Origin of the sequence: Sinorhizobium sp. 22678 (genome assembly GCF_052044265.1) — a bacterium.
GTDB lineage: Bacteria > Pseudomonadota > Alphaproteobacteria > Rhizobiales > Rhizobiaceae > Sinorhizobium > Sinorhizobium meliloti_A.
Map to the genome: position 1 here is coordinate 49,196 of NZ_JBQEMS010000017.1, position 21,925 is coordinate 71,120.

The 21,925-nt window shown below is 59.9% G+C and carries 22 protein-coding genes; 11 read left to right on the plus strand and 11 right to left on the minus strand.

The genetic code is table 11. The annotated features are described in order from the left end of the window. Positions 1-4 precede the first annotated feature (4 nt). From ACTJKL_RS22610 to ACTJKL_RS22625, 4 genes are all read left to right on the plus strand, one after another. Positions 5-2,071 carry an acetate--CoA ligase family protein gene (locus tag ACTJKL_RS22610; RefSeq protein ID WP_440853853.1) on the plus strand — a complete coding sequence of 689 codons (2,067 nt, stop codon included), beginning with the start codon at positions 5-7 and terminating at the stop codon, positions 2,069-2,071. Between the two features lie 90 nt (positions 2,072-2,161). Further along, positions 2,162-3,364: a 3-oxoadipyl-CoA thiolase gene (gene pcaF / locus ACTJKL_RS22615; protein ID WP_440853854.1), complete on the plus strand. Its 1,203-nt coding sequence runs from the start codon at positions 2,162-2,164 to the stop codon at positions 3,362-3,364. Positions 3,365-3,490: 126 nt separating this feature from the next. Further along, positions 3,491-4,384 (plus strand): transcriptional regulator GcvA, encoded by an 894-nt coding sequence (gene gcvA / locus ACTJKL_RS22620; RefSeq protein WP_324765201.1) that lies wholly within the window; start codon positions 3,491-3,493, stop codon positions 4,382-4,384. Between the two features lie 64 nt (positions 4,385-4,448). Beyond that, positions 4,449-4,883 carry a VOC family protein gene (locus tag ACTJKL_RS22625; protein WP_411933495.1) on the plus strand — a complete coding sequence of 145 codons (435 nt, stop codon included), beginning with the start codon at positions 4,449-4,451 and terminating at the stop codon, positions 4,881-4,883. Between the two features lie 146 nt (positions 4,884-5,029). Here ACTJKL_RS22625 and ACTJKL_RS22630 read toward each other — a convergent pair whose 3' ends face one another. The 6 genes from ACTJKL_RS22630 to ACTJKL_RS22655 form a co-directional block, all read right to left on the minus strand. Next, the gene (locus ACTJKL_RS22630; protein WP_440853855.1) at positions 5,030-5,872 is read right to left on the minus strand and encodes an alpha/beta fold hydrolase; all 843 of its coding nucleotides are present in this window, start codon (positions 5,870-5,872) and stop codon (positions 5,030-5,032) included. Next, positions 5,869-6,450: a glutathione S-transferase N-terminal domain-containing protein gene (locus tag ACTJKL_RS22635; RefSeq protein WP_440853856.1), complete on the minus strand. Its 582-nt coding sequence runs from the start codon at positions 6,448-6,450 to the stop codon at positions 5,869-5,871. The genes ACTJKL_RS22630 and ACTJKL_RS22635 overlap by 4 nt, the downstream gene beginning before the upstream one ends. 667 nt (positions 6,451-7,117) lie before the next feature. Beyond that, positions 7,118-7,600, minus strand: coding sequence for a GNAT family N-acetyltransferase (locus ACTJKL_RS22640; RefSeq protein WP_338280953.1), 483 nt, complete (start codon positions 7,598-7,600; stop codon positions 7,118-7,120). Between the two features lie 346 nt (positions 7,601-7,946). After that, positions 7,947-8,630: a GntR family transcriptional regulator gene (locus tag ACTJKL_RS22645; RefSeq protein ID WP_275598698.1), complete on the minus strand. Its 684-nt coding sequence runs from the start codon at positions 8,628-8,630 to the stop codon at positions 7,947-7,949. 104 nt (positions 8,631-8,734) lie between these two features. Further along, complete coding sequence (locus tag ACTJKL_RS22650; protein WP_411933449.1) at positions 8,735-10,105, minus strand: aspartate aminotransferase family protein; 1,371 nt, start codon at positions 10,103-10,105, stop codon at positions 8,735-8,737. Between the two features lie 8 nt (positions 10,106-10,113). After that, a complete protein-coding gene (locus ACTJKL_RS22655) occupies positions 10,114-11,115 on the minus strand; it encodes a phosphotransferase (RefSeq protein ID WP_338280957.1) in 1,002 nt (333 codons plus the stop codon). A 605-nt stretch (positions 11,116-11,720) separates the two neighbouring features. Between ACTJKL_RS22655 and ACTJKL_RS22660 the strand changes: the two genes are divergently transcribed. After that, positions 11,721-12,410, plus strand: coding sequence for a haloacid dehalogenase type II (locus ACTJKL_RS22660; RefSeq protein WP_127712384.1), 690 nt, complete (start codon positions 11,721-11,723; stop codon positions 12,408-12,410). A 573-nt stretch (positions 12,411-12,983) separates the two neighbouring features. Here the strand turns inward: ACTJKL_RS22660 and ACTJKL_RS22665 are convergent. The 3 genes from ACTJKL_RS22665 to ACTJKL_RS22675 all read right to left on the minus strand — a co-directional run bounded on the left by ACTJKL_RS22665 (position 12,984) and on the right by ACTJKL_RS22675 (position 14,400). After that, positions 12,984-13,283: a helix-turn-helix domain-containing protein gene (locus tag ACTJKL_RS22665; RefSeq protein ID WP_324765209.1), complete on the minus strand. Its 300-nt coding sequence runs from the start codon at positions 13,281-13,283 to the stop codon at positions 12,984-12,986. Between the two features lie 219 nt (positions 13,284-13,502). Beyond that, positions 13,503-13,877, minus strand: a complete 375-nt coding sequence (rnk, locus tag ACTJKL_RS22670) for a nucleoside diphosphate kinase regulator (protein WP_411933448.1) — start codon at positions 13,875-13,877, stop codon at positions 13,503-13,505. Between the two features lie 16 nt (positions 13,878-13,893). Further along, the gene (locus ACTJKL_RS22675; RefSeq protein ID WP_411933447.1) at positions 13,894-14,400 is read right to left on the minus strand and encodes a PTS sugar transporter subunit IIA; all 507 of its coding nucleotides are present in this window, start codon (positions 14,398-14,400) and stop codon (positions 13,894-13,896) included. 469 nt (positions 14,401-14,869) lie between these two features. Between ACTJKL_RS22675 and ACTJKL_RS22680 the strand changes: the two genes are divergently transcribed. The 3 genes from ACTJKL_RS22680 (at position 14,870) to ACTJKL_RS22690 (ending at position 16,700) form a co-directional block, all read left to right on the plus strand. Continuing rightward, positions 14,870-15,283, plus strand: coding sequence for a DUF5602 domain-containing protein (locus ACTJKL_RS22680; protein ID WP_324765212.1), 414 nt, complete (start codon positions 14,870-14,872; stop codon positions 15,281-15,283). Then, entirely contained in the window at positions 15,280-15,807 is a 528-nt protein-coding gene (locus ACTJKL_RS22685; protein WP_440853857.1) for a plastocyanin/azurin family copper-binding protein, read from the plus strand. Before ACTJKL_RS22680 ends, ACTJKL_RS22685 begins: the two co-directional genes overlap by 4 nt. Before the next feature lie 98 nt (positions 15,808-15,905). Next, positions 15,906-16,700 carry an ATP-binding protein gene (locus tag ACTJKL_RS22690; protein WP_411933445.1) on the plus strand — a complete coding sequence of 265 codons (795 nt, stop codon included), beginning with the start codon at positions 15,906-15,908 and terminating at the stop codon, positions 16,698-16,700. Here the strand turns inward: ACTJKL_RS22690 and ACTJKL_RS22695 are convergent. Together ACTJKL_RS22695 and ACTJKL_RS22700 are read right to left on the minus strand one after the other, a co-directional pair. Continuing rightward, entirely contained in the window at positions 16,697-17,548 is an 852-nt protein-coding gene (locus ACTJKL_RS22695) for a LysR family transcriptional regulator (protein WP_411933444.1), read from the minus strand. The two genes, ACTJKL_RS22690 and ACTJKL_RS22695, sit on opposite strands and share 4 nt — an antisense overlap. Before the next feature lie 269 nt (positions 17,549-17,817). Then, complete coding sequence (locus tag ACTJKL_RS22700) at positions 17,818-18,189, minus strand: DUF488 domain-containing protein (RefSeq protein WP_379939624.1); 372 nt, start codon at positions 18,187-18,189, stop codon at positions 17,818-17,820. 118 nt (positions 18,190-18,307) lie between these two features. Between ACTJKL_RS22700 and fsa the strand changes: the two genes are divergently transcribed. The 3 genes from fsa to ACTJKL_RS22715 all read left to right on the plus strand — a co-directional run bounded on the left by fsa (position 18,308) and on the right by ACTJKL_RS22715 (position 21,837). Next, complete coding sequence (gene fsa, locus ACTJKL_RS22705; protein ID WP_338280708.1) at positions 18,308-18,964, plus strand: fructose-6-phosphate aldolase; 657 nt, start codon at positions 18,308-18,310, stop codon at positions 18,962-18,964. A 183-nt stretch (positions 18,965-19,147) separates the two neighbouring features. Beyond that, complete coding sequence (locus ACTJKL_RS22710; protein WP_411933443.1) at positions 19,148-20,683, plus strand: FAD-dependent oxidoreductase; 1,536 nt, start codon at positions 19,148-19,150, stop codon at positions 20,681-20,683. 683 nt (positions 20,684-21,366) lie between these two features. After that, positions 21,367-21,837: a GreA/GreB family elongation factor gene (locus tag ACTJKL_RS22715; RefSeq protein ID WP_379939618.1), complete on the plus strand. Its 471-nt coding sequence runs from the start codon at positions 21,367-21,369 to the stop codon at positions 21,835-21,837. The last annotated feature ends 88 nt before the right edge of the window (positions 21,838-21,925 follow it).

Genomic DNA, 21,925 nt, shown 5'->3' on the forward strand with positions numbered 1-21,925 from the left:
CGCTATGACATTCATAAGGGCGCTCCTGAACCCTGCCAGCGTCGTCGTCGTTGGCGCATCGTCCGATCCCACTAAACTGACCGGCCGGCCGATCGCCTATCTCCAGCAACACAAATATCAGGGACGGATCTATCCGATCAATCCGCGCTCCGACGCGATCGGTGACCTGAAGTGCTACGCCGATGCGCGCACTCTTCCGGAGGCACCGGATCTCGGCCTCGTGCTCGTCGGCGCAAACCGGGTGATCGAGTCCGTTCGCGAGCTGGCGGCGGCAGGCACGAAGGCAGCCATCGTTCTCGCCAGCGGCTTCGGCGAAGCCGGCGCAGAAGGGCAGCGCCTGCAGGCGCAGTTGCGCGAGGCTGCCGGGCCGATGCGCATTCTCGGCCCCAACACCATCGGTCTGGTAAACCTGAGCGACGGCATCATGCTGACGGCCAGCGGTGCCATGGAGATGAAGGATTTTCGGGCCGGCGGCATTGCGCTGCTGTCGCAGAGCGGCGGTATCCTGGGCTCGCTCCTGTCCCGCGGCGTTGGCCGAGGCATCGGCTTTTCCAAGCTCATCGCAACAGGCAACGAGGCCGACATCGAAGTCGCTGACCTGCTCGAGGCCATGGCGGATGATCCGGCCACCACGGCCGTCGCCCTTTATCTCGAGACCGTGCGCAACGTTGAAAAATTCCGCCAGGCGACCACAAGGGTGATCGCAGCTGGAAAGCCCATCGTCGCCTATAAGGTCGGTCGATCGGAGACGGGGGCGCAGTCCGCGGTTTCACATACGGGTGCGCTGGCGGGTGCGGACACGGTCTATAACGCGCTGTTCAAGCAACTCGGCATCATTCGTGCCCAGACCTTTGCCGATCTTCTGGATATTCCGGCGGCGCTTGCACAGGGACGTGTTCTTGCCGGCCGTCGGATAGCCATCGTTACTTCGACCGGTGGTGCTGCAACCATCGTCGCCGACAATGTCGGCCTTGCCGGTCTTGAAATGCCGAGCCCGGATCCGGAGACGGCGCAGAAGCTGCTGGCGCTGGACCTGAAGGAGGCGATCCTCGACCGCAATCCAATCGACGTGACTCTGGCTGGCCTGCGGCCCGACCTATTCCGGGCCATCCTGAAGATTCTTGCCGAAAGTCCGAGCTACGATGCCATCGTGGTCGTCGTCGGTTCATCCTCCATAGGCCAGCCGGACGTTGTTGCGCGTCCGCTGCTCGATTCGATGGGCATCAGCAACAAGCCGGTCATGGCATATGTCAGCCCCGAGGCACCAGGGATCATTCAACATCTCAACGCCAGCGGCATACCCGCCTATGCGGCGCCGGAGAGCTGCGCAGCGGCTCTGAAGGCGCTCCAGCAGCGTCCAGATCCGCACGCCTTCGAAGATCGGGCAAAACCGGTGGTCGATATTTCGGATCTGCCCACGGGCGCACTGAACGAGGCGCATGCAAAACGTCTCTGCGCGCAATTCGGCCTGCCGATCACAAGGGAAGTAATAGCAACGACGCCGTCAGAGGCCGCAAGCAAGGCGGCCGATTTCGGCGGACCTGTTGTCATCAAGATTCTCTCGAAGGAAATCCTGCACAAGTCGGAAGTCGGTGGTGTCATTGTCGGTGTTGCTCCGGGCGACGTCGAGGCGACGTGTGAGCGGATGTTGATCAGGGTGAAGGCCGCGACCCCGGCAAGGATCGACGGCTTTCTGATTCAGGAACTTGTCAAAGGCGGCATCGAATTCATTCTCGGCTACAAACGCGATCCACAGCTCGGCCCCGGAATATTGCTGGGCGCCGGCGGAGTGCAGACCGAGCTTTATCAGGACGTGGCGATGCGCCTCCTGCCCGTGACGCGTGACGAGGTAAGGGATATGATCGGCGAACTGAAGTGCTCGGTACTGCTGGACGGGTTCCGCAGCAGTCCGGTCGCCGACACGGAGGCTCTGATCGAAGCGGTGCTTTCTTTCGCCGATATGGTCTCAGCCCTGGATAGCCGGTTGGAAGAAGCCGAAATCAATCCGATCTTCGTCCTTCCGAAAGGTAATGGCGTCCGCGCCGGAGACGCCCTCGCGGTGCTTCGGTAGCTCCGGTACTGACTCTGGCGCCCGGCGCGATCGGGATAGAGCCAGTGGCGTCCACTTCCCACGCTCACCGTTATTTGGAGGCGCTCAGCGATGTCCAATGTCTATCTCTGCGACTATATCCGCACCCCAATTGGCCGTTTTGGAGGAACGCTCGCTTCCATCCGGGCTGACGATCTCGGCGCGGTGGTGCTGAAAGCGCTTATGGCCCGCCATTCCTCTCTAGATTGGCAGGCGGTGGACGAGGTTGTTTTCGGTTGTGCCAATCAGGCAGGCGAGGACAACCGGAATGTCGCGCGCATGTCCTTGCTTCTGGCCGGATTGCCGGTCGACGTACCGGGAACGACGATCAACAGGCTCTGTGGCTCCGGGATGGACGCGATCATCGCCAGCGCACGCGCTATCAAGGCCGGAGAGGCTGATCTGATCATCGCGGGCGGCGTCGAAAGCATGAGCCGTGCCCCGTTTGTCGTACCGAAGGCCGAATCCCCTTTCAGCCGCGCTGCGTCGATCGAGGACACGACCATCGGCTGGCGATTGATCAATCCGCTGATGAAGGCACAATATGGCGTGGACTCGATGCCGGAGACGGCCGAGAATGTGGCGGAGGCTTTCGGAATTTCGAGGACGGATCAGGACGCATTCGCGTATCGCTCGCAGAAAAAGGCAGCGGCTGCGCAGGCCAATGGACGCTTTTCAGAGGAGATCGTGCCCGTCGAGATTCCTCAGCGGAAAGGCCCCCCCGTCCTGTTCAGCCAGGATGAACATCCGCGCCCGACTACACTCGTTGCCTTGGCCGGTTTGAAGGCTCCATTCCGGCAGGGTGGCAGCGTAACGGCGGGCAATGCCAGCGGCGTGAATGACGGCGCGGCTGTGGTGGTCCTTGCCGGTGAGCAGGCGGTGAAACAGCACGGCCTGACGCCGATCGCGCGTATTCTGGGCGGGGCTACCGCGGGTGTCGCGCCCCGTATCATGGGCATCGGACCGGTGCCAGCTTGCAGGAAGCTGATGGCGCGTCTGAAGCTCGAGCATGACGTCTTCGACGTCATCGAACTGAACGAAGCCTTTGCAAGCCAGGGCCTTGCCTGTTTGCGCGAACTTGGCGTCGCTGACGACGACCCGCGTGTCAATCCGAACGGAGGCGCTATCGCCCTTGGCCATCCGCTCGGTATGTCCGGCGTGCGAATAGCCGGAACGGCGGCTCTCGAACTCGTAAAGAGCAAGGGGCAATATGCTGCGGCGACCATGTGCATTGGCGTTGGGCAGGGAATTGCGATCGCGATGGCACGGGCATGAGAGCGCCGGGCCGGGTTCGTCGGCCCGGCCTTGAAATACTATGCTTCATCATCGTCGCGACAAAAAGCGCTTGCTGAGCGGTTCGGATCGATTTGCGCGCCGGAGACAATGCCGTATGAGTAAATCATGAACAATCCCATTCCACCTCTCAATCCGCTACGGACGTTCGAGGCGGCTGCCCGTCTATCGAGCCTCACACATGCAGCGCAAGAGTTGAACGTGTCGCAGGTTGCCGTCAGCCGCCAAGTCAAGGTGCTGGAAGATTATCTGGGTGTGGTGCTGTTCAAGCGGCTACACCGCGGTATCGAGTTGACTGAAGAGGGAAGGCAGCTCTACGAGGGTGTAACCCGCGCATTTGTCGAGATCGGCAATGCCGCGAAACGGGTTTCCCGGCGCGGCAGGCGGGATATTCTGGCCATTCAGTCCTATACAACGTTCTCGCAACGCTGGCTCATTCCGCGTTTGACGCAATTCCATGAAACCTTTCCCCGAATCGAGGTGCGCCTAAGCTCCTCCATCGCGCCGGTCGATTTTGAAACGCAGAATCTGGATGCCGCCATTCGTGCAGGAAAGGGAAACTGGCCGGATCTCCACAGTGAGAAGCTGGTCGATGTCGAGCTCATTCCTATCTGCTCGCCAGCGTTTCAGGCAATGCACAAGTTGAAGAGCCCTGATGATCTAGGCCGTGTCAGGCTGTTGCATTCCATGGCGCGCCCCACCGACTGGGCCGCCTGGCTGAAGCGTGTTGGATCAACGGTTGATCCCGGCCCAGGGGTTCGTTTTGAAAGCTCCGCGCTTGCCTACGAGGCTGCGTCTTTGGACATCGGGGTCGCTATTGCGACGAAGGTTTTCGTCAACCGGCATCTCCAGACCGGCAGCTTCGTAGCGCCTTTCAGCATGACCTGTTACAGTGGCGAGGGCTATTATCTGACCTGGCCCAAGAGCATAGCACCGTCACTGCCCCTCCAGAAATTTCTTGTTTGGATGCGTGAGCAGATCAACGAAGAGCATCAGGTCTAGAAGGTATTCGCCTGCAGTCAGTTAATGGTGCCACACGCATAGCTCGATCGGATGGGGAATGACCATGAAGGCGCGGATATCTGTCCTGACGCTTGGCGTTGCTGACTTGGAACGGTCGCTCGCGTTCTATCGCGACGGTCTGAAGCTGCCGACGCAAGGGATCGTCGGCCGCGAATTCGAGCATGGCGCCGTGGCGTTCTTCGATCTCGCCAACGGCATGAAACTGGCAATCTGGGCGCAGGACGACCTTGCGCATGACAGCGGCTTGCCGAAGGCCCCAGCCAGCGCCACGTCGTTCTCGATCGGCCATAATGTGTCCCGGCGAAGCGAAGTGGACGAGATCATGGAAGAGGCAGCCGGTGCCGGCGCGCGGATCGTAAAGCCTGCTGAAAAGACGTTCTACGGAGGATATGCCGGATATTTCACCGATCCGGACGAGCATCTGTGGGAGGTCGTGTGGAACCCGGCCAATCTGCCGCCCGAGGACCAGGGTGATTGATCGGCCGGACGACAAACCAGACCTCGCGCGCGTCCTGCGGCGGGGGCTTCAACCCATCACCCCGGTCCTGCCAGCAGCACAGCTTCGTTACCGCGTCATAAAGAACGGCACCTCGATACCCTCCTTCACTATCACCTGGCGGGAGTTCATTCCCCGACATGTTCGTCGATAGCAGAAATGATCTCTTCCCAATCTCCGGGATGAATTTCATGGCCGCCACCTTCGATCTTCACGAAGTTCGCATTCGCTACCGCTCGCGCGAGTGCCTCGCCGTGCTCGACGGGAAAGACCGGGTCGGCTGTGCCGTGAAGAACGAGAAGGGGCACTTTCATTTGGTTCAGGCGGCCCCGCCACCTCTCGCCGACCCCAAATAGGATGCTGTGGTTGGTGGCGCTGAGATAGCCTCCGGACCGGTCGAAATCCCGCTCGAGGAAGGCGCGGGTCCCGGCTTCGTCGAACGGATGTGCCGTCCCCGCAGTCAGGCGCGCGTCCTCGACGAGGTACGTGACCGCGTCTGCCCGGTCCGACCAATCCGCTTCCACGGACATATGTTCCATCCAAGCCTCGCCGCTGGTCGGAAGATCGGACGTGTCCATTCCGACCGGCGAGGTGCTGATCGCCGTCAGGGAAAGCGTGCGCTTCGGAGCCTTCAGCGCGGCGACCTGTCCCACCATGCCGCCGAGCGAAAAGCCGACGATATGAACTTTCGAAATCCCGTAGCCGTCGAGCACGCGGAAAAGGTCATCGACTGCGTCGTCGAAGGTGTAGCCCGGCCGACCGGGGGGATACTTCGTCGAAAGACCGGAATCGCGCTGGTCATAACGAATGACGAAACGGCCCCGCTCGGCAAGTCGATGGCAGAACTCGTCCGACCACCACAGCATGGACGCCATCCCGCCCATGACGAGGAGCAGCGGTGGACGGGCTGGGTTGCCGAAGCTCTGCGTCGCGAGTTCGACCCCATCAGTGCGGATCATGAGCTCGCTCATGCGAGGCCCTCCCGGCGCAGCGCCGTCTGAACCGCGGGCCGCTGTTCCATCCGTGCGATGTAATCGCCAAACGGCTCGGGCAGAGGGAACCCGAGTTGCGCCGCACCCCATGCCAATTGGAAGAGATAGGCGTCCGCGACCGTAAAGGTCTCTCCGAAAAGGTGGCCCCGGTCCAAGCGACCCGCGAGGAATCCGAACCAATGCAATATTTCGCGGCCGGTCGCCTCCCTGACATCTGCCGGAAGCGCCAAGTAGGCGGGAAAGCGCTTGTGAATCTCGGTCGCGATGAAGCTCAACATTTCGAGCAGGCGGTATCGGCCCAGATGACCAACAGGGGCGAGCACCGGTGCGCGATCGGCAATCCATGCCAGGATCGCGACATTCTCCGTCAGCAGCTCACCGTCGTCGAACATAAGGGCAGGCACATAGCCCGTAGGATTGATGTCCGTGTAACGGCCGCCGCCTTCGATCTGTTTGCTCTCGAGGTCGACCTTGACCAGGTCGAAATGAATTCGAGCCTCCAGCATCGCGATATGATCGGCCAAGCTGGTGAAACCAGGTGCTGAGTAGAGCTTCATCGTTCCAACTCCTCCGCCATTGCTTGTAATTTACAACTGGTTGCAGATTAGGTGTACTTCTTCGAAAATGCAAGCGGTTTTAGGGCGAGGAGGAATGGGTTCCCTCCTATGCCCGCAGCATCAATATCGGCCGCTCGATGAGAAGGTGGGTTTTGCTGTGAGGCCGTGCAGCAACAGGGCGAGCCGTTGCGGCTTGAGGCGCCCGCCCATGTAACATGGCGCGAGAGCGGCGATCATGCCTACTTGGTGGCGCTGGAGCGCGCGGCAAACGACCATGACCGTTCGGCATTGATGGTGATTCTGCGCGAGCAGGGCAGATTCGTCCGTATCGATAGGGATGTCTCCACGGATCGTGCAGGATGGCTCCCCGCGCGTGGGCTCAACGACGCCGGCTGTGGGATCAAGACGCGACGTCGCGGGCCGCGTGCGTGCAAAGCAGACCCACGTATCACCGCAACTACGCGCTGGTCAGTCAGGCACTCGGTTGATCTCGATTAAAAACTGCGTGGACTCGCTTGTCAGACTCGACGGTGCGATCTGCCTCATCCACTCACCGTCCTATCGCGGCCATCGGCGGGCGGGTGCTGAAACGGCCAAGGACGCAAAAGTCACCGCGACCGCACGGGCAGGACAGCATCTCACTCTACATCGCGAACGCCAACTGCCTTTATAGCGCTTGATACATAACGAAGGCGTCAACGTAGCCATGCGTCGGGTGCCTGAACGCGCCGGGCAATGTGCCCACGACTTCAAAACCCATTTTCTGCCATAGCGAAATGGCCCGCAGGTTGGTGCTCACGACGAAGTTGAATTGCATCGCCCGATACCCGTGGCCGCGGGCGGTTGCCATTGAGTGTTCGCACAAACTACGTGCGACGCCTTTACCGGTCGCATTAGGTGCTGTGACGTATCCACAGTTGCAAACATGCTGACCACCGCCCGCCTGATTGGAACGCATGTAATAGGTGCCGAGGATGGCGCCCGCTTGCTCGGCAACGAAGACTTCCTTGTCTGCTCCCATCCAGTACGCGAGAGCCTCTGCCCGGCTCAGGTTGGGATCAAGCGCATAGGTTTCTCCCGCTCGGATTATGGGTTCAATAATTGACCAAACGGCGGGAGCGTCTGCGGATGAGGCGGGGCGAATATACATGGCGGCATCATTAGCCTTGGCGGTAGGCGCTGAGAAGCGGGTCATGGTGTTTTATCCTTTGCGCACTGGCAAATGGCGGCTCCGCCTCGGCGCTTCGAGGTTGCATCACCCTCCCCGCGAAATCGAAAGAGCCAACCTGACCTTTCGTCCCGAGTTTGTGCTGATGGGCCGAGGAATCCGGCCGGTACGCGGCTGAGGCTCTGCGGCTTGAGCGTCATCCGCACCGTCATGGCATCGACCAGCATCTTGTCCTAGCCGGAGAGGAAGCACCCGAGATGGTGCTTGCTCCGCGTCGAACCGGCGGCGCCGGCATCCACAGCGTCGCCTTATGGGCGCGGAGCGCTGGTCAGCGTTGATCAAGCAATTTGATCTGGAGATCTTCCCAGTGCTCCTGGAACGCCTCCCGCGCCGTATCGTAGTGGCGGCTTTTCAAGCTGTTGATGAGCCGCTCGTGTTCTTCCGCCATTTCTTCGGCAGTGGCGTAGAAATCCTGCCGCTGTGCGAGGAGAAGCTCGATCTCGCCCTCGAGGTCTGAATAGGTTCGCTTCAGCCGAGCGCTGCCGCTAGCGGCGATAATCGCGCGGTGGAAGTCACGGTCCGCGCCAACCAACAGGGATCTGTCGGTGGATAGAGTCGACCTGTGCATAACCTCAACCGCCTCCAGCGCCTGAGATGGGATGACGCCGGTCAGCACGATCAGACGAATGGCCTCGCCTTCGATGGCACCGCGCACGCGTGTGATATCGACGATATCGTCGGGCCCGAATTCAGGCACCACAAAGCCTCTGTTCGGTATCTGCCGCAGTAGGCCCTGCGTGACGAGCACCTGGGCTGCTGTACGGAATGTGTGCCGCGAGGTCGAATGCTCCTCGCACATCTTCACGTCGCGAAGGAACTCGCCCGGATGGAAATCTCCCGACAAGATGCGCCGTCGCAAGGCGTGTGTCAGGGTTTCCACCGCGCTAGCCGGCATGGGCTCGACTTTCATCTCAAGATCTTCGGCTTGATTCGTGGCGTGCAGCGTCGGCATGGCTGTGGCTTTGCTCGTTGATTTTGTTTTCATACCTACGCCACATGCGGCGGCATAGGGCAAGGGAGATGATATTGTGCCCTCCGGCTGCATGGGGGTGAGTCCTAGATCTGCACGGACCGAAGCGCCCCGTCGACGCCCTCGAGGAGACGCGCCGCGTTGGCCGATGTGAAGACGAGCGGGGGCCTGATCTTCAGGATATGAGCGTCCGCTCCCGTCGCGGAAATGAGGATGCGCCGGTCGCGCAATGCATTGACGGCAGCAAGCGCACGGTCCATGTCCGGCGTTTTCCGGTCTCTATCCCTGACGAGTTCGACGGCGAAATAGAGGCCGGCCCCGCGAACATCGCCGACGAATTCATATTTCTTCTGCAGGTCCCGCAGGCCGTCGAGGATTTCGCCGCCGACCTTGGCGGCGTTGTCCAACAGGCCCTCTTCGAGGATCGTGTCGAGCACGGCCCTTGCAGCGGCGATAGCGACGGAGTTGCCGCCAAACGTGTTGAAGTAGCGCATGCTGGAACCGAATTCGGCGATGAGTTCGGGGCGCAGGACTACGCCGGCAACGGGATAGCCGTTGCCCATGGGCTTGCCCATTGTCACGATGTCCGGATCGACCTTGTGCCGGGAGTGACCCCAAAAATGGGTGCCGGTCCGCCCGAATCCGGACTGCACCTCGTCGGCGATGAACAGGCCGCCTGCCTTGCGCACCACTTCCGCCACCGGCGCCAATACGTCCGTCGGATCGACATAGAGACCATCGGACGAGAAGACGGAGTCGGCGATGAAGGCCGCCAGGCCGCCGCCATGCCGCTCCATGTCGGCGATCTGCCGTGCGACGTCCTCCGCCATCCGCCGGCCGATTTCCTCGACGGGTAGGCGGTAGGAATCGGGCGCGGCGACCGTGCGGACATAGGGATCCAGAGCCGACTTCTTGCCGAGCGACGGCGAGATTGCCGCCACCGCGCCGCTGTTGCCGTGATAGGCTTCGGCCGTGACGATGACGCCGGTCTTGCGTGTGTGGTAACGCGCGATACGCAAGGCGAGATCGTTAGCTTCCGAGCCGGTGCATGTGAACATCGCGCATCCGGTTCGGCCGAGTTCGCCACCGAACGTATTGATCAGGGCTTCGGCATAGTCCAGCAGGGGCTCCTGCATGTAACGCGTGTGGGTACAGAGTACCTCGAGCTGCTTCTGGATCGCCTCGATGACGCGTGGATGAGAGTGACCCAGCGATACCACGTTGTTATAGGCGTCGAGATATTCGTCGCCGTGCCTGTCATAGAGGAAGACGCCCTTGGCACGGGAGATCTCAACCGGCGACTTGTAGAAGAGCCGATAAGCGGGCCCGAGCAGCCTTTGCCGCCTGGCGATATGCGCCAAATCTTCGCTTGTGAGATGAGACGTGTCCTGGGGGTTGAAGCCATTTGGCATGTCGCCACGGAAGCCCTTGGGCAGGGTAGTCGATTGCTGGGACATCACGGTTCCTATCGTGTCAGAAGATCGGAAATCTGTGCGGTCGAAATCGAGTGGAACCACTCGAGGTGGGCCCAGCCGGCTTCGGTATGGCGCAGAATATAGCGGCTATTCTCCGGGAAGATTTCGGCGCGCCAGCACGTCAACAGCGCACGGACCGCAAGACGGCCCATCGACAGGAAGGGGATGAGCCGGAGTTCCTCGTCCGTCAGTTCGGCGTGGCGGAGATAGCCGCGCAGAACGTCGCGCGGTTCGTCGAACAGGTCACGCCGGTTCCCATGGTCGAACGTTTTTGGCATTTGATTCATCAACGCCGTGGAGACATCAACGGCGACAGCGGTACGGACCGCATCGCCGAAGTCGATGACGCCGGTCAGGAACTGCGGGCTGGCGTGATTGACGACTAGGTTCGACGTATTGAAGTCGTTGTGGAGCACCTGCCGCCGGCACAGGTCGAGGCTCGGCTTGACTTCGGCAAACCGCTCGAGCGCGCGGACGGTCCAGGCCCGCTTGCCGCCCCTGGGGATGAAACTCAACAGATCGGCGAGATCCAGCAGATGGGTGACGTCCCATGCCAGCGCCCGGCCGTCTGCGGGATGCGAGAAATCGGCCATGGAATGACGCAGCTTTGCCAGGATTTCACCGATCCGCTCGCGCTGTGGGGCTGTGGCAGATGTCCGGTCGAGCGGCGTACCGGGGAGGAAGGTGATGAGCCGCACCACCCGCCGCTCGCCGGCCCTGGTGGTGACGCTGGGCAAATCCACACCGTCGGCGTCGCGAAGTGCACGGGGGACGGGTAGATCTGGCGCCCGCTGTTCGAGATGACGCAGCAGGGCGACCTGAAAATCGAGCTCTTCCATCCGCTCGGAAGGATGAGCGATCTTCAGCACAAACTTCCCCCTGGCCGCGCAGTTGAGGAGGAACGTGTCGTCTTTCTCGGTTTCAAAGCGCGTGGCCGAGCCTCGCGCGCCATATAGCCGTTCGGCGATTTCTTCGGCTTCCGCAGCGCCCACGGGGTGGCACACCTCGGAAAGCTCAGGGACGCGGGCTGGCCCGCACTGATGCTTGTGACCCATCTTTAACTCATTCAGATCCTGCCTCGGGAATGGGCAGCTCGAGGCCTTAGTATCTCACTTCCCAATTTTTGTACAACAATTTATTTTTTGATTGAAATTTCTTGCCGTTTGAATGGTCTTTCTCTGCCCAAGGAAGATTAACGAATTCGCGAGATTTTCTGGTGAATGCGTGCACCAAAATGAGCGAATACCAGGGAGTTGCGTCGCATCACCGCGCAATTTGTGTTGTGTGAATAACGACGCACTCAAGCTGCCGGAAAGCAGCAGGACGATCAGTCTCGAAAATTGTTGGACAATTTAATTGCCATTGCCACAAAGTTATGCCAATGTCCTCCCCACTGGCCGGAGTGCAGCAAGCAAGTTGGAGTGCTCCGCTGGGTGAATTGGCCCGATACCAAAAGAGGCGAAGGCAATGAAACTGATCAGATACGCTGCCGCATTGCGGTCTATCGGCACCGCGACTCTTTAGACGAGGCGGCATGCCCAGCAACCTGACCTTGTATAGGCACACTGTGCCGTGAAAATTGGAAGGAATACACGCCATGACTCGATTTCGACCGAAGTACGTCACCTTCGACTGCTACGGCACACTCACCAATTTCGATATGGCCGGCGCTGCGCGACGCGTCTACGCCGAGCGCCTCTCCCCAGAAACGATGGCCCGCTTTGTCGAGGCTTTTAGAGGCTATCGCCTTGACGAGGTGCTAGGGCCATGGAAACCCTTCCTCGAAGTGGTGCACAATTCCATCGAACGCAGTTGCAAACGCATCGGTATCCCGTTCAAACCGGAAGACGCGCAACGCATCTATGACGAAGTGCCAACCTGGGGTCCGCACCCGGACGTCCCGGCTGGCCTGTCCAGGGTGGCCGAGGAAATTCCGCTGGTCATCCTGTCGAACTCCATGAACAGCCTGATCATGTCGAACGTGGAAAAGCTGGGCGCGCCCATCCATATGGTCATCACGGCGGAAGAAGTCGGGGCATACAAACCTCTGATGAAGGGCTTCGAATACATGCTCGACAAGCTCGGCTGCGGGCCCGAAGACATTACTCATGTGTCCTCATCCTTCCGTTACGACCTGATGACCGCCTATGACCTGGGAATCAAGAGCAAGGTCTGGGTCAACCGCGGCCATGAGCCAGCCAATCCCTATTACGAATATACCGAGATCGAGGATATCGGCGGGTTAGCCGCCGCCGTTGGCCTGGAGCCCGCACTCAAGCGCGCCTGAAAAAATAGCGCTCAGGCACTGTTGCTACGATGAGACCGGGGCGGTTCATTCGCCCCTTCTCTTTATCGTTCGAAGGGGAGCAAAGCACGGCCTTTCCGGGGACCCCTTCCGCACGAGTGACCTGCTGGCGTTAGAGGATGGTGTGATCCGAACGTGACGCAACGGCACGTCGCTCTCGGGATGCGTTCGTTGCGCGGCCGCTATCGAGTCCGCTTCGAATGACAGGGGCTGTTCCTCGACGACTGGGGCGTACAGCGGTCGTCCGCGAGGCGTGCGGGAATGACTGGACCGGGTGGCAAGCAGTCGCTCGCAGCGATTAGCATGAAGGGGCGCGATTCGAGACGAGCCGCCGTTCAGCGTGACCTGCTTCATTTCGGATCTGCGAGGATCCTTGGGGCGACGGCAAAGATCAGAGATTTGCCAAGGTGGAATTCTGGGAACCTATGACTGCAGAAGGAAGCGAGCGGGCGCTAAACCAAAGTTTTTCCAGGCCCGGACGCACCTCTTGGAACGCGATGTCGATGCCCGTTTGCTCGAGAAACTGGCACGCAAATTGCCACTGTCATACTCCAGTTAAGGCACCCGGTCAGGTGCAACTATACCGCCTTCATTCTCAAGAATGTCGATGCGTTTAGCTTCTGATCCAGTAAATTTCAGGCGCACACCAATGCCGGCCCCATTGTCAGGAATGAAGACGGCGCCGGCTCTTTCCAGAGCCGATTGCAAGGCAAACATTTCATCATCACCCGGTTTGTCGAGCTTGCGCTCAAAACGAAGCACGGTTTCCACGCCCACGCCGGCAGATATTGCGAGACGCTCGGGCGAGAGGTCGGTAAGTGCACGTGCCGCACGACATTGGGAGCCAGTGATCATGGTTATTCTCCTTTTCTACAAACAAGACCGCCCCAGCATCGGGGCGATCAATCGTAGCCATTCGGCGAGCAAGGTGGCGAATTTGCCACGCTCGAGCTGATCGGGGAAAGGATCCCGACGCCAGCGATAATCGTTCTCTACTTTATGCAAGAAGGCTTGACGTCTCGGAGGAACGGAGGACTTCGCTTTCCGCCCGATGTTGAGTAACCGCAAACACCGTCAGCTTGTGCCCCTATCATCCCGTCCGCTCCAATCCATGGTCTGACCGGCGGACAAGCCGAGAAGGCCAGTTCCGATGGGGGTCAGGATGGATATCCTGCCTTCGGAAATATCTGCGTCTATCGGGAACACGAGTGTCACTGTTCGCCCATCAACGGTGTCAGCTTCATACTCAACCGTCGATCCCATTCGAACGACATTCGGAGGCCCCGAGGTGCCCGCAACCACGAGTGCGCGTTCGAGCTCAATCAAGAGACCATCGGAAACCTCGGGAAGGCGATCAGCCGCAGCAAGAGCAAGTTTATTCAATCGCTGGTGATCCGTCTCGCCAATCACGATCGAAGGCTTTTGTGAGTTCTGGAGGTGCTTCTTCATTTCCGTTCCTCAGTGTTCATCTTAGTGCCACCGAGTGCGCGACATTGGTCCGCCATGGGATACCGTTGACCTGCCTTGCCTCGATCATAAAAATCGCCATCACCTCCTCGGGGGATTGGGCCAGCCGGAGCCCCTCCCTGATCAGCGGCGCGCGCACCATACGGAATAGTCGCGACAGCGCAGGCAAGAAGGTACGAGCCTCAGAGCGGGGCCAAAGCACGGTAAAGACGAGATCGACGGGATCGCTGTCGGGGGTGTTAAAATCTATCGGAGGAGCCAGTCGCGTAAATGACGCTACAGGCGACGAGATTGAGCGCAGCAATGCGTGCGGGACGGCGATGCCACGGCCGATGGCGGTTGAGCCGAGCCGCTCCCGCCTCCAAATGCTCCGAAGAATCGCTTGGTCATCAAGCCCAGTTCCTCGCGCAAGTTTGACAGCGATCCTGGACAGCGCCGAGTGCTTTCCCTTTGTCGCAAGGTCAAGAGTAATATTTTCTTCTGACAGGTTGCCGAACGTCATCATGGTTGCCTCTAAGCCGATACGCGCGAGCGCAAACGAACTGCGTTTGGCACGCCGTCTGCTGCGCTTATTGATTGAATCGAGGATGTGGCTGACCCGGACGCGAAGCCGGTAGAGTTCACGTCCGGGCTAGAGGCCTGCTTTGAGGCGTTGTGGCTCTCTCTGTGGTGCGAAAGTATTCATAGTAACTAAAACATGGGGACGGAATTCTCGAAATCAAGCGCGCGGCTAGGACGTGGATCGCTCTGAATTCGTGGATATCTCGCGTTCAGTAGACTTCCGGCCATCAGAGGGCGGTGAGGCCGAAAATTCGGAGGGATGCAGAAATACTGCACTGAAATGCCAGTTTATTTCATTGGACTAATATTACCGCCTGGTTCTTGAATGGCTGCACGCGACAGGTCGTACGAGCAGCCATTAGCCGCCGGAATTTCCGCGATCTCGGCTTTGAACGGAGAAAAGGATCTCCCCGATGAAAAAACTCTTCCTCGTTCCTGTTCTGACACTGGCCAGCACGCTTGGTGCCATGGCTGCGGATGAAGCCGCAAAGGCGCCGCCGGCCGCCCCTTATCAGCAGGTCAGCAAGCTGGTGAAGTTACCCGATTTCCTCCCCGGCATTGGCCAGCTCTTCGTCGATCCGGCGACACTGCCGGCTGGTCCGTTCCTCGCATATAATCATGACGGAAAGCTTGTCAGCACGATCTACATGCTGCCGACCAAGGATCTCAATCCGGACAGGTCGTTCGATAATCTTGCAGCGCCCGGAGGCAGCGTCGACCATGTCGACGTCTACTACAATGCCGGCCATCCAGGCGTGGAAGAGCCGCATGTCCATGTCGTCCTGTGGCATGTTGCAACTGCCGGCGAAGCGAGCGTCGCCAAATGAGTGTCGCGCGGCGTGAAGTGCTGGGTCTCGGTGGCGGGCTCGTCGCCGTCCTTTCCCTGTCCGGGCGGGACGTATGGGCCGAGGAGGTAGTGGAGATCCGGATGCAAGGGCGCGCCTATGGCTCACATGCCTGGTTTGACCCGATCGGTCTCCTGATCAAGCCGGGTCAGATGGTCCGCTGGACCAACACCAACCCCGGCAATTCGCATACGACGACCGCCTATCATCCAGCAAACTTCGGGAGGCCGCGGCGCATTCCTGAAAGGGCTAAGTCCTGGGATTCGGACTATCTCCTGCCCGACGCGAGCTTCTCGGTAACCTTCACCGAGCAAGGAGTTTATGACTACTATTGCGTTCCACATGAGCTGGCGGGAATGGTCGGACGCATCATAGTCGGCGAACCAGAACCGCATGGCGGCTGGATGGAGGCGATCGCTTCAGGGAGCGGCCTACCGGATCAGACCCTCAAGGCGTTTCCAACGGTCGAAGAAATAATGGCAAAGCGGATAGTCCGGCGGGTTTAGAGCCCCCGCGTTTCGACGCTGGCCAGCCAACGAGCGAACAAATGAGTCCGATGGCGAAGGGACCGTAGTCCGCGCACCGGCAACCACGAGGGGCTACCATGACAGACACTGCGTTTCGGGCAGACCTGCAGCCGCAGGCGGGAAGCAGCGGCGGGACAGTGGCAGCCAAACAGCGCGAAGGCGCAATGCGTCGGCTTCACTCCTTGGGCGAGATGACCGGCGGTATTGCCCATGATCTCAGAAACATCCTGGCGATCGTTGACTCCGGCCTGAGGCTCGCCGCACGAAGAGCCGACCAGCCGGAGAGCGTGCGCGCCTATATTGCCGCGGCGCAGGAAGGCGTCGACCGGGGTGTCGCATTGATTACGCAGTTGCTCGCTTTTGCAGACCATAGGGAACTCGAGCTCAGAGTGCGCGACCTGAACGCGTGCGTCAGCGCTGCCGCGCCATTCCTTAGATATGGTGCGGGACCCGACGTCCGCGTCAGGTTCGAGCTGGGTTGCGACGTACCAAGCTGCCAGATCGAACCAACGCTTTTCGACGCCGCGGTTCTTAATCTTGTCCTCAACGCTCGCGATGCCATGCCAGGCGGCGGCGAGATTTGCATCGGAACGGAGCGGCTGGTTGAGCCCGACAGTGCGCCTGGCCTGCCGGCGCCGGGAACCTATGCCCGGCTTCGCGTCTACGACCACGGCTGCGGCATACTACCGGACGTTCTGCAAAAGGTGCTGGACCCGTTCTTCACGACCAAGGGCGAGAACGGCACCGGAATGGGATTAGCGCAGGTGCGCGCCTTCATGCAGATGGTCGGGGGTCATCTCCGAATTGCCAGCGAGCGAGGCACCGGAACCACAGTCGATCTGCTATTTCCATCGACCGACGCGGCCGCTTAGGCCTCGATGTTGCCTTCGGAGATCGCGCGCAAGCCGGCAAGCGCCGGTCCCACAACACTCTCGTCGGCATTTGCCGACCTCACCGAGTAAATCGGATAGGAGAATTGCGGCATGTCGGGTACGAGATGGAGCTCACCCGCCGCTAAATGGGGCTCCACCGCGCTCATCCTGAAGTAACCTGAGCCGCCGCTCGCAAGGACATAGCTAAGTGCCAGCGGACCGAGATCGAAGGCGAGGTCCGGTGCGACATCCGGGAAATTCATGTCGTGTTGTCGCCCGAAATCCGGCCCCCAATCCATGTAGACGTAACTCGTCTCCTCAAGGCGCTTCGCTTCCGGATCGGTTGTCATAAGCACGAGCTTTTCTTCCATCAGCAAATCGATCTGGAGGCCGGGGCGAATTTGGGGCGCATACATGATCGCCACATCGACCATCCCCGAGGCGACCTGATTATTCAAATCCTGGGGCACGTCGACATGGACGCGAAGCGAGATATCCGGAAGGGATTGACGAATCCATCTGACCCAGTTCAGCAGGAGTGGTTGCGCAAGCGTGACTTCGCTGCCGACCGTCAGCACTGCTCGGCGCCCTGCCGGCACTTTGACCTGTTGACGAGTGCGCTGCCATAACTGGACGAAAGTCGGCGCGTGGCGCAGGAACTGCTCGCCCGCCGGGGTAAGAGACGCGCCACCCTTGTTCCGAACGAACAGCGGCTGGCCAAGCAGTTGTTCGAGGTGGCGAATCCGCGCGCTGACCGTGGTCTGAGCAACATTCAAGCGCTCCGCGGCGCGAATAAAACTTCCCGTTGAAACTATTTCCAGGAAAGTACGGGCGAGCTCAATATCCATTTTGATATAGCATAAACGTTGCTCTTAAATGTCAATCAAATTCGTTTGCTATATATTAGCTCGTCCGTAAGAGTGGGTGGAAGCCGCCAGGCGAGCGCGGAATGCGTAACCAGTCTCATGAGCTCGGCGTGGCTAGGCAGGCAGTGAGCACTGCGCCGAGGTGTTGCCGCACAAGCCGGTTGGCTTGGCAGACAACACGTACTAACCGCACAGCCATGACCGACGGCCAAGTCGATCCTCGGCGACCTCGACACCTCTCGGTAGGCATTTTATCGATGTGCCAGCAAGATCTCCTTGATGACAACAGCATCGTTGTGCTTCTCGTCGCGCGCCGCGTAGACAAGTGTGATCGGACCGTTGAGCGCCAGGTTGCGCAACCGATCAAATTCCTCGCGATGCTCCTTGATCTCCTCGGCATACCGCCGGCGGAATTCCTCCCATCGGGAGGGATCGTGAGCGAACCATTTCCGCAGCTCGGTGCTTGGCGCCAGTTCCTTCGCCCAATAGTCAATTGCCGCATCGGTCTTGCTCACTCCGCGCGGCCACAGCCGGTCAACCAGGACACGCTTGCCGTCACCGTCCGTCGGACTCTCATAGGCACGCTTCAGTTTGACGTTCTTCTCGGAGATTTTGGCGCTCATGCACGTCGCTCCTGCCCTGCCTTCACGGAGATAGGGCGCGCAATCACATCTGCTACGGCCCAATCGACTTGAAGACGGCGTTGCCCACGGATCACGCGACTATGACAGGAGAAAAGTGATGAAGTTCTTTGTCGACACCGCCGATATTGCCGAAATCCGCGGGCTAGCCGCGGTAGGTGTTGTAGACGGAGTGACCACGAACCCCTCGTTGGTTGCAAAGACCGATCGACCGATCCGGGAGGTTGTCAAGGAGATCTGCGAGGCGATCGAGGGCCCCGTCTCAGCGGAGGTCACCGCGACTGATTTCGACGGCATGGTCACCGAGGGGGAGCGCTTGGCCAGCATAGCTGCGAATGTGGCCATCAAGGTGCCCTCCACCTGGGATGGGTTCAGGGCTTGCCGGGCACTCTGCGAACGCGGGCTGAAGGTCAATGTTACCCTCTGCTTTTCAGCCAACCAGGCATTACTCGCGGCAAAAGCCGGTGCGGCCTATATTTCCCCTTTCGTCGGCAGGCTCGAAGATATCGGCCTCGATGGCATAGACGTCGTCCGGGAAATTCGGGCGATCTACGACAACGACAAATCCTTCAATACGCAAGTTCTGGCTTCCTCAATTCGCACGCCGCGGCATGTCACGCAGGCTGCAATGGCGGGCGCCGATATCGCGACGGTGCCACCGGGAGTGCTTAGGAAGCTGGCCAACCACCCACTCACGGAACAGGGGCTGGCTTCCTTCCTTGCCGACTGGGGCAGGACGGGTCAAGCCATTCGTTAGTTATCCTGTTGCCGTTTGTCCTGACCGGTCCAGCAGAAAAACTGCACACAACAGGCGACTAAATTCGTTTGCTTCATAGGCGCAGCGGTAACAAGCTGCCGTGTGAGATCAAAAGACCCGACCTGCAAAGGCGCTATCAGCAGTCACGGCGAAACCCCATCTCGATACCGAAAGGAGATACGAATGGCTCCTGGACACACAAGCATGAGTGGGCCTGATCTGGCGCGCGGTATCAGGCTTGCCGATCTTCCCGACGGCAGCAAGCTCGTCGGCCATTGCGGCGATGCGCAGGTGTTGCTTGTGCGCCGCGGGGCCGAGATCTTCGCCGTCGACGCGCATTGTACTCACTACAATGGCCCGCTCGGCGACGGACTGGTTGATGGCGACAGCGTCCGATGCCCATGGCATCACGCATGTTTCAGCTTGAGGACCGGGGAGGCCCTGCGCGCGCCCGCCTTCAGGCCGCTGGCATGTTGGTGGGTGGAACAGCGCGACGGCCATATCTTCGTCGTTGGCAAGCGCAAGCGTGCAGAGGCGGCAACAAGCGAGCGTCCTGTCGAAGCAATGCCCGAGAAGATCGTCATCGTCGGTGGCGGAGCGGCCAGCTTTTCCGCCGCTGAAATGCTGCGGCGTGAGCAGTATGCCGGCAGCATTCTCATGCTCAGCGACGACGAAGCGCCGCCTGTCGACCGGCCGAACCTTTCCAAGGACTACCTTGCCGGCAAGGCGCCGGAGAGCTGGGTTCCGCTACGGGGGGAGAGCTATTACTCCAAGAACCAGATCGACCTGCGTCTCGCTACGAAAGCGGTTCGCATCGAGCCGCAGAACCGCGAGGTCATCCTCGCTGGCGGAGGCTCGATCCCCTATGACAGGTTGCTGCTTGCGACCGGTGCAGAGCCGGTTCGCCTGACGATTCCGGGTGCCGACCAGCCCCATGTTCATACGTTGCGCTCGCTCGCCGACTGCCGCGCCATAATCGAGCGGGCCGCGACGGCCCGCCGGGTGGTCGTGCTTGGAGCGAGCTTTATCGGTCTCGAAGTCGCCGCGGCCCTGCGCGCTCACGGTATCGAAGTCCATGTCGTCGCCCCCGACAAGCACCCGATGGGGCGGGTCCTGGGTCCGCAGATGGGCGACTTCATCCGGACCCTTCATGAAAAGAATGGCGTCGTTTTCCACCTCGAGGAGACTGCTAGCAGCATTAATGGGAGCGAGGTGAAACTGCGCAGTGGCGAAACGCTGGCCGCGGACCTCGTGGTCGCCGGCATCGGCGTGCGGCCACGCACGGAGCTCGCCGAAACGGCAGGGTTGGCAACGGACCGCGGCGTCGTCGTGAATGGTTTTCTGGAAACCAGCGAACCGGGGATCTTCGCGGCCGGTGACATCGCGCGCTGGCCGGATCCCCATAGCCGAGAGAACATCCGCGTCGAACATTGGGTGGTGGCCGAGAGGCAAGGGCAGACCGCGGCGCTGAATATGCTCGGCCGGAGCGAGAAGTTTGCAGCCGTGCCGTTCTTCTGGAGCCAGCACTACGACGTCAGGATCAATTATGTCGGCCATGCGGAGCGATGGGACGAGATCATGGTCGAAGGCGACATCTCGGGCAGGGACTGTCTGCTGCGGTTCAAGCGCGACGGACGCGTACTGGCTGCCGCCTCGATATCCCGCGACATCGAAAATCTGATGACCGAGGTGGCGATGGAGCACGAAACGGCCTTCTGATGACGAGGCGGGCGCCGAACGCTCGCACGCCACAGCGATGAAGAGGAGTTGAACTATGTCAACGTCGCCCGACCGCAACCCGCCTCCCGGCGTGCACACGCCCACGCCCGCCAGGCATTACTCGAGGTCAATCATTTTCATAGACGAGATCGCCAAGCATGAGCCGCACCCCACCTCGGTCGAAATTTTCTCACACTATGGCAACAAATGGTATTGCCAGGTCCGCTGCGGCGAACAGAAAACTCAGCCAATGGGACCCTTTACCGAGCGACAAGCGGAGCGAGTTCAGGAGGCCCGCAGGTCGAGGATCGCAGAAAAGGGCACCGCGTGGCTCGTCTTCGAGCGAACCGGAGAGGATTGGTGATGAGGCAAGTTACGCGAGTTGCAGTGAAAAAAATCCTGGCCCGAACGGAAACGCCATGTCCAGAAAGCCTTGCGTTGAGTGTGACCAGCGTTCGTCTAGGGAAGCGACGCAGCGCGGATAGCGCATCGGCTGTCTATCGTCTGCTGGCTGCAGAAGACCCGGATTTCGTCCGACATTCGCGACGACTCCATCGTTTTCTGGCTGAAGGCGGTAGCTCCGTTTCAGGAGCGTGAGCCCTGGCGCCATACTGGCGGCCAGGGAAATCGAACGGAGATCCAGTTGATTTTGCCGGGGCGGATCTGCTCCGGGGAGTTATGACATGAGCAATCGGCTTCAATGCTATCTAACGCCAAACGATCATGCAATCCTTAGGGAAATACTTGATCGGGGGCCTCGCGACACTGCTTATAGCCGATTGCTTGAGAGAAAGCTGGTACAGGCTGAAACTTGCGCCTTCAGGAATGTCCCCGATGACGTCGTGACGATAAACAGTCGCGTGACCTTCTGCGTTGATGCAGGTGTCCCGAGAACAGCTAATCTGGTCCGCAATGAGAGCCTGGACTTTCCTAATTACACTGTCTCGGTAGGGTCGCTTTTGGGGTTAGGGCTGCTCGGCTTGAGAGCGGGTCGGGCAATTGCCGTGGACACAGAAAAGGGTAGCTTACAGAAGATCAACGTGATCCGGATTGATTTTCAAGCTCTTGCGTTTCCAGGTACCCCAATGGTGATCACCTCGACGTTATGCCAAGGATCCCGTTGGGATCGCAGTCAGGATGTCCTCCAAGGATGAGGAGGCCCGTGTCCGGAAATGCAGGACCTGCAGTGGGCCGATTGATTCCAAGCCATATCATCCTGGCAACCGACTTCAGCGCAAGATG

Bases quoted from the DNA above. Each gene is read 5' to 3' on its own strand.
- ACTJKL_RS22610 (WP_440853853.1), top strand. From the start codon at position 5: ATGACATTCATAAGGGCGCTCCTGAACCCTGCCAGCGTCGTCGTCGTT.
- pcaF (WP_440853854.1), top strand. From the start codon at position 2,162: ATGTCCAATGTCTATCTCTGCGACTATATCCGCACCCCAATTGGCCGT.
- gcvA (WP_324765201.1), top strand. From the start codon at position 3,491: ATGAACAATCCCATTCCACCTCTCAATCCGCTACGGACGTTCGAGGCG.
- ACTJKL_RS22625 (WP_411933495.1), top strand. From the start codon at position 4,449: ATGAAGGCGCGGATATCTGTCCTGACGCTTGGCGTTGCTGACTTGGAA.
- ACTJKL_RS22630 (WP_440853855.1), bottom strand. From the start codon at position 5,872: ATGAGCGAGCTCATGATCCGCACTGATGGGGTCGAACTCGCGACGCAG.
- ACTJKL_RS22635 (WP_440853856.1), bottom strand. From the start codon at position 6,450: ATGAAGCTCTACTCAGCACCTGGTTTCACCAGCTTGGCCGATCATATC.
- ACTJKL_RS22640 (WP_338280953.1), bottom strand. From the start codon at position 7,600: ATGTATATTCGCCCCGCCTCATCCGCAGACGCTCCCGCCGTTTGGTCA.
- ACTJKL_RS22645 (WP_275598698.1), bottom strand. From the start codon at position 8,630: ATGCCGACGCTGCACGCCACGAATCAAGCCGAAGATCTTGAGATGAAA.
- ACTJKL_RS22650 (WP_411933449.1), bottom strand. From the start codon at position 10,105: ATGTCCCAGCAATCGACTACCCTGCCCAAGGGCTTCCGTGGCGACATG.
- ACTJKL_RS22660 (WP_127712384.1), top strand. From the start codon at position 11,721: ATGACTCGATTTCGACCGAAGTACGTCACCTTCGACTGCTACGGCACA.
- ACTJKL_RS22665 (WP_324765209.1), bottom strand. From the start codon at position 13,283: ATGATCACTGGCTCCCAATGTCGTGCGGCACGTGCACTTACCGACCTC.
- rnk (WP_411933448.1), bottom strand. From the start codon at position 13,877: ATGAAGAAGCACCTCCAGAACTCACAAAAGCCTTCGATCGTGATTGGC.
- ACTJKL_RS22675 (WP_411933447.1), bottom strand. From the start codon at position 14,400: ATGATGACGTTCGGCAACCTGTCAGAAGAAAATATTACTCTTGACCTT.
- ACTJKL_RS22680 (WP_324765212.1), top strand. From the start codon at position 14,870: ATGAAAAAACTCTTCCTCGTTCCTGTTCTGACACTGGCCAGCACGCTT.
- ACTJKL_RS22685 (WP_440853857.1), top strand. From the start codon at position 15,280: ATGAGTGTCGCGCGGCGTGAAGTGCTGGGTCTCGGTGGCGGGCTCGTC.
- ACTJKL_RS22690 (WP_411933445.1), top strand. From the start codon at position 15,906: ATGACAGACACTGCGTTTCGGGCAGACCTGCAGCCGCAGGCGGGAAGC.
- ACTJKL_RS22695 (WP_411933444.1), bottom strand. From the start codon at position 17,548: ATGGATATTGAGCTCGCCCGTACTTTCCTGGAAATAGTTTCAACGGGA.
- ACTJKL_RS22700 (WP_379939624.1), bottom strand. From the start codon at position 18,189: ATGAGCGCCAAAATCTCCGAGAAGAACGTCAAACTGAAGCGTGCCTAT.
- fsa (WP_338280708.1), top strand. From the start codon at position 18,308: ATGAAGTTCTTTGTCGACACCGCCGATATTGCCGAAATCCGCGGGCTA.
- ACTJKL_RS22710 (WP_411933443.1), top strand. From the start codon at position 19,148: ATGGCTCCTGGACACACAAGCATGAGTGGGCCTGATCTGGCGCGCGGT.
- ACTJKL_RS22715 (WP_379939618.1), top strand. From the start codon at position 21,367: ATGAGCAATCGGCTTCAATGCTATCTAACGCCAAACGATCATGCAATC.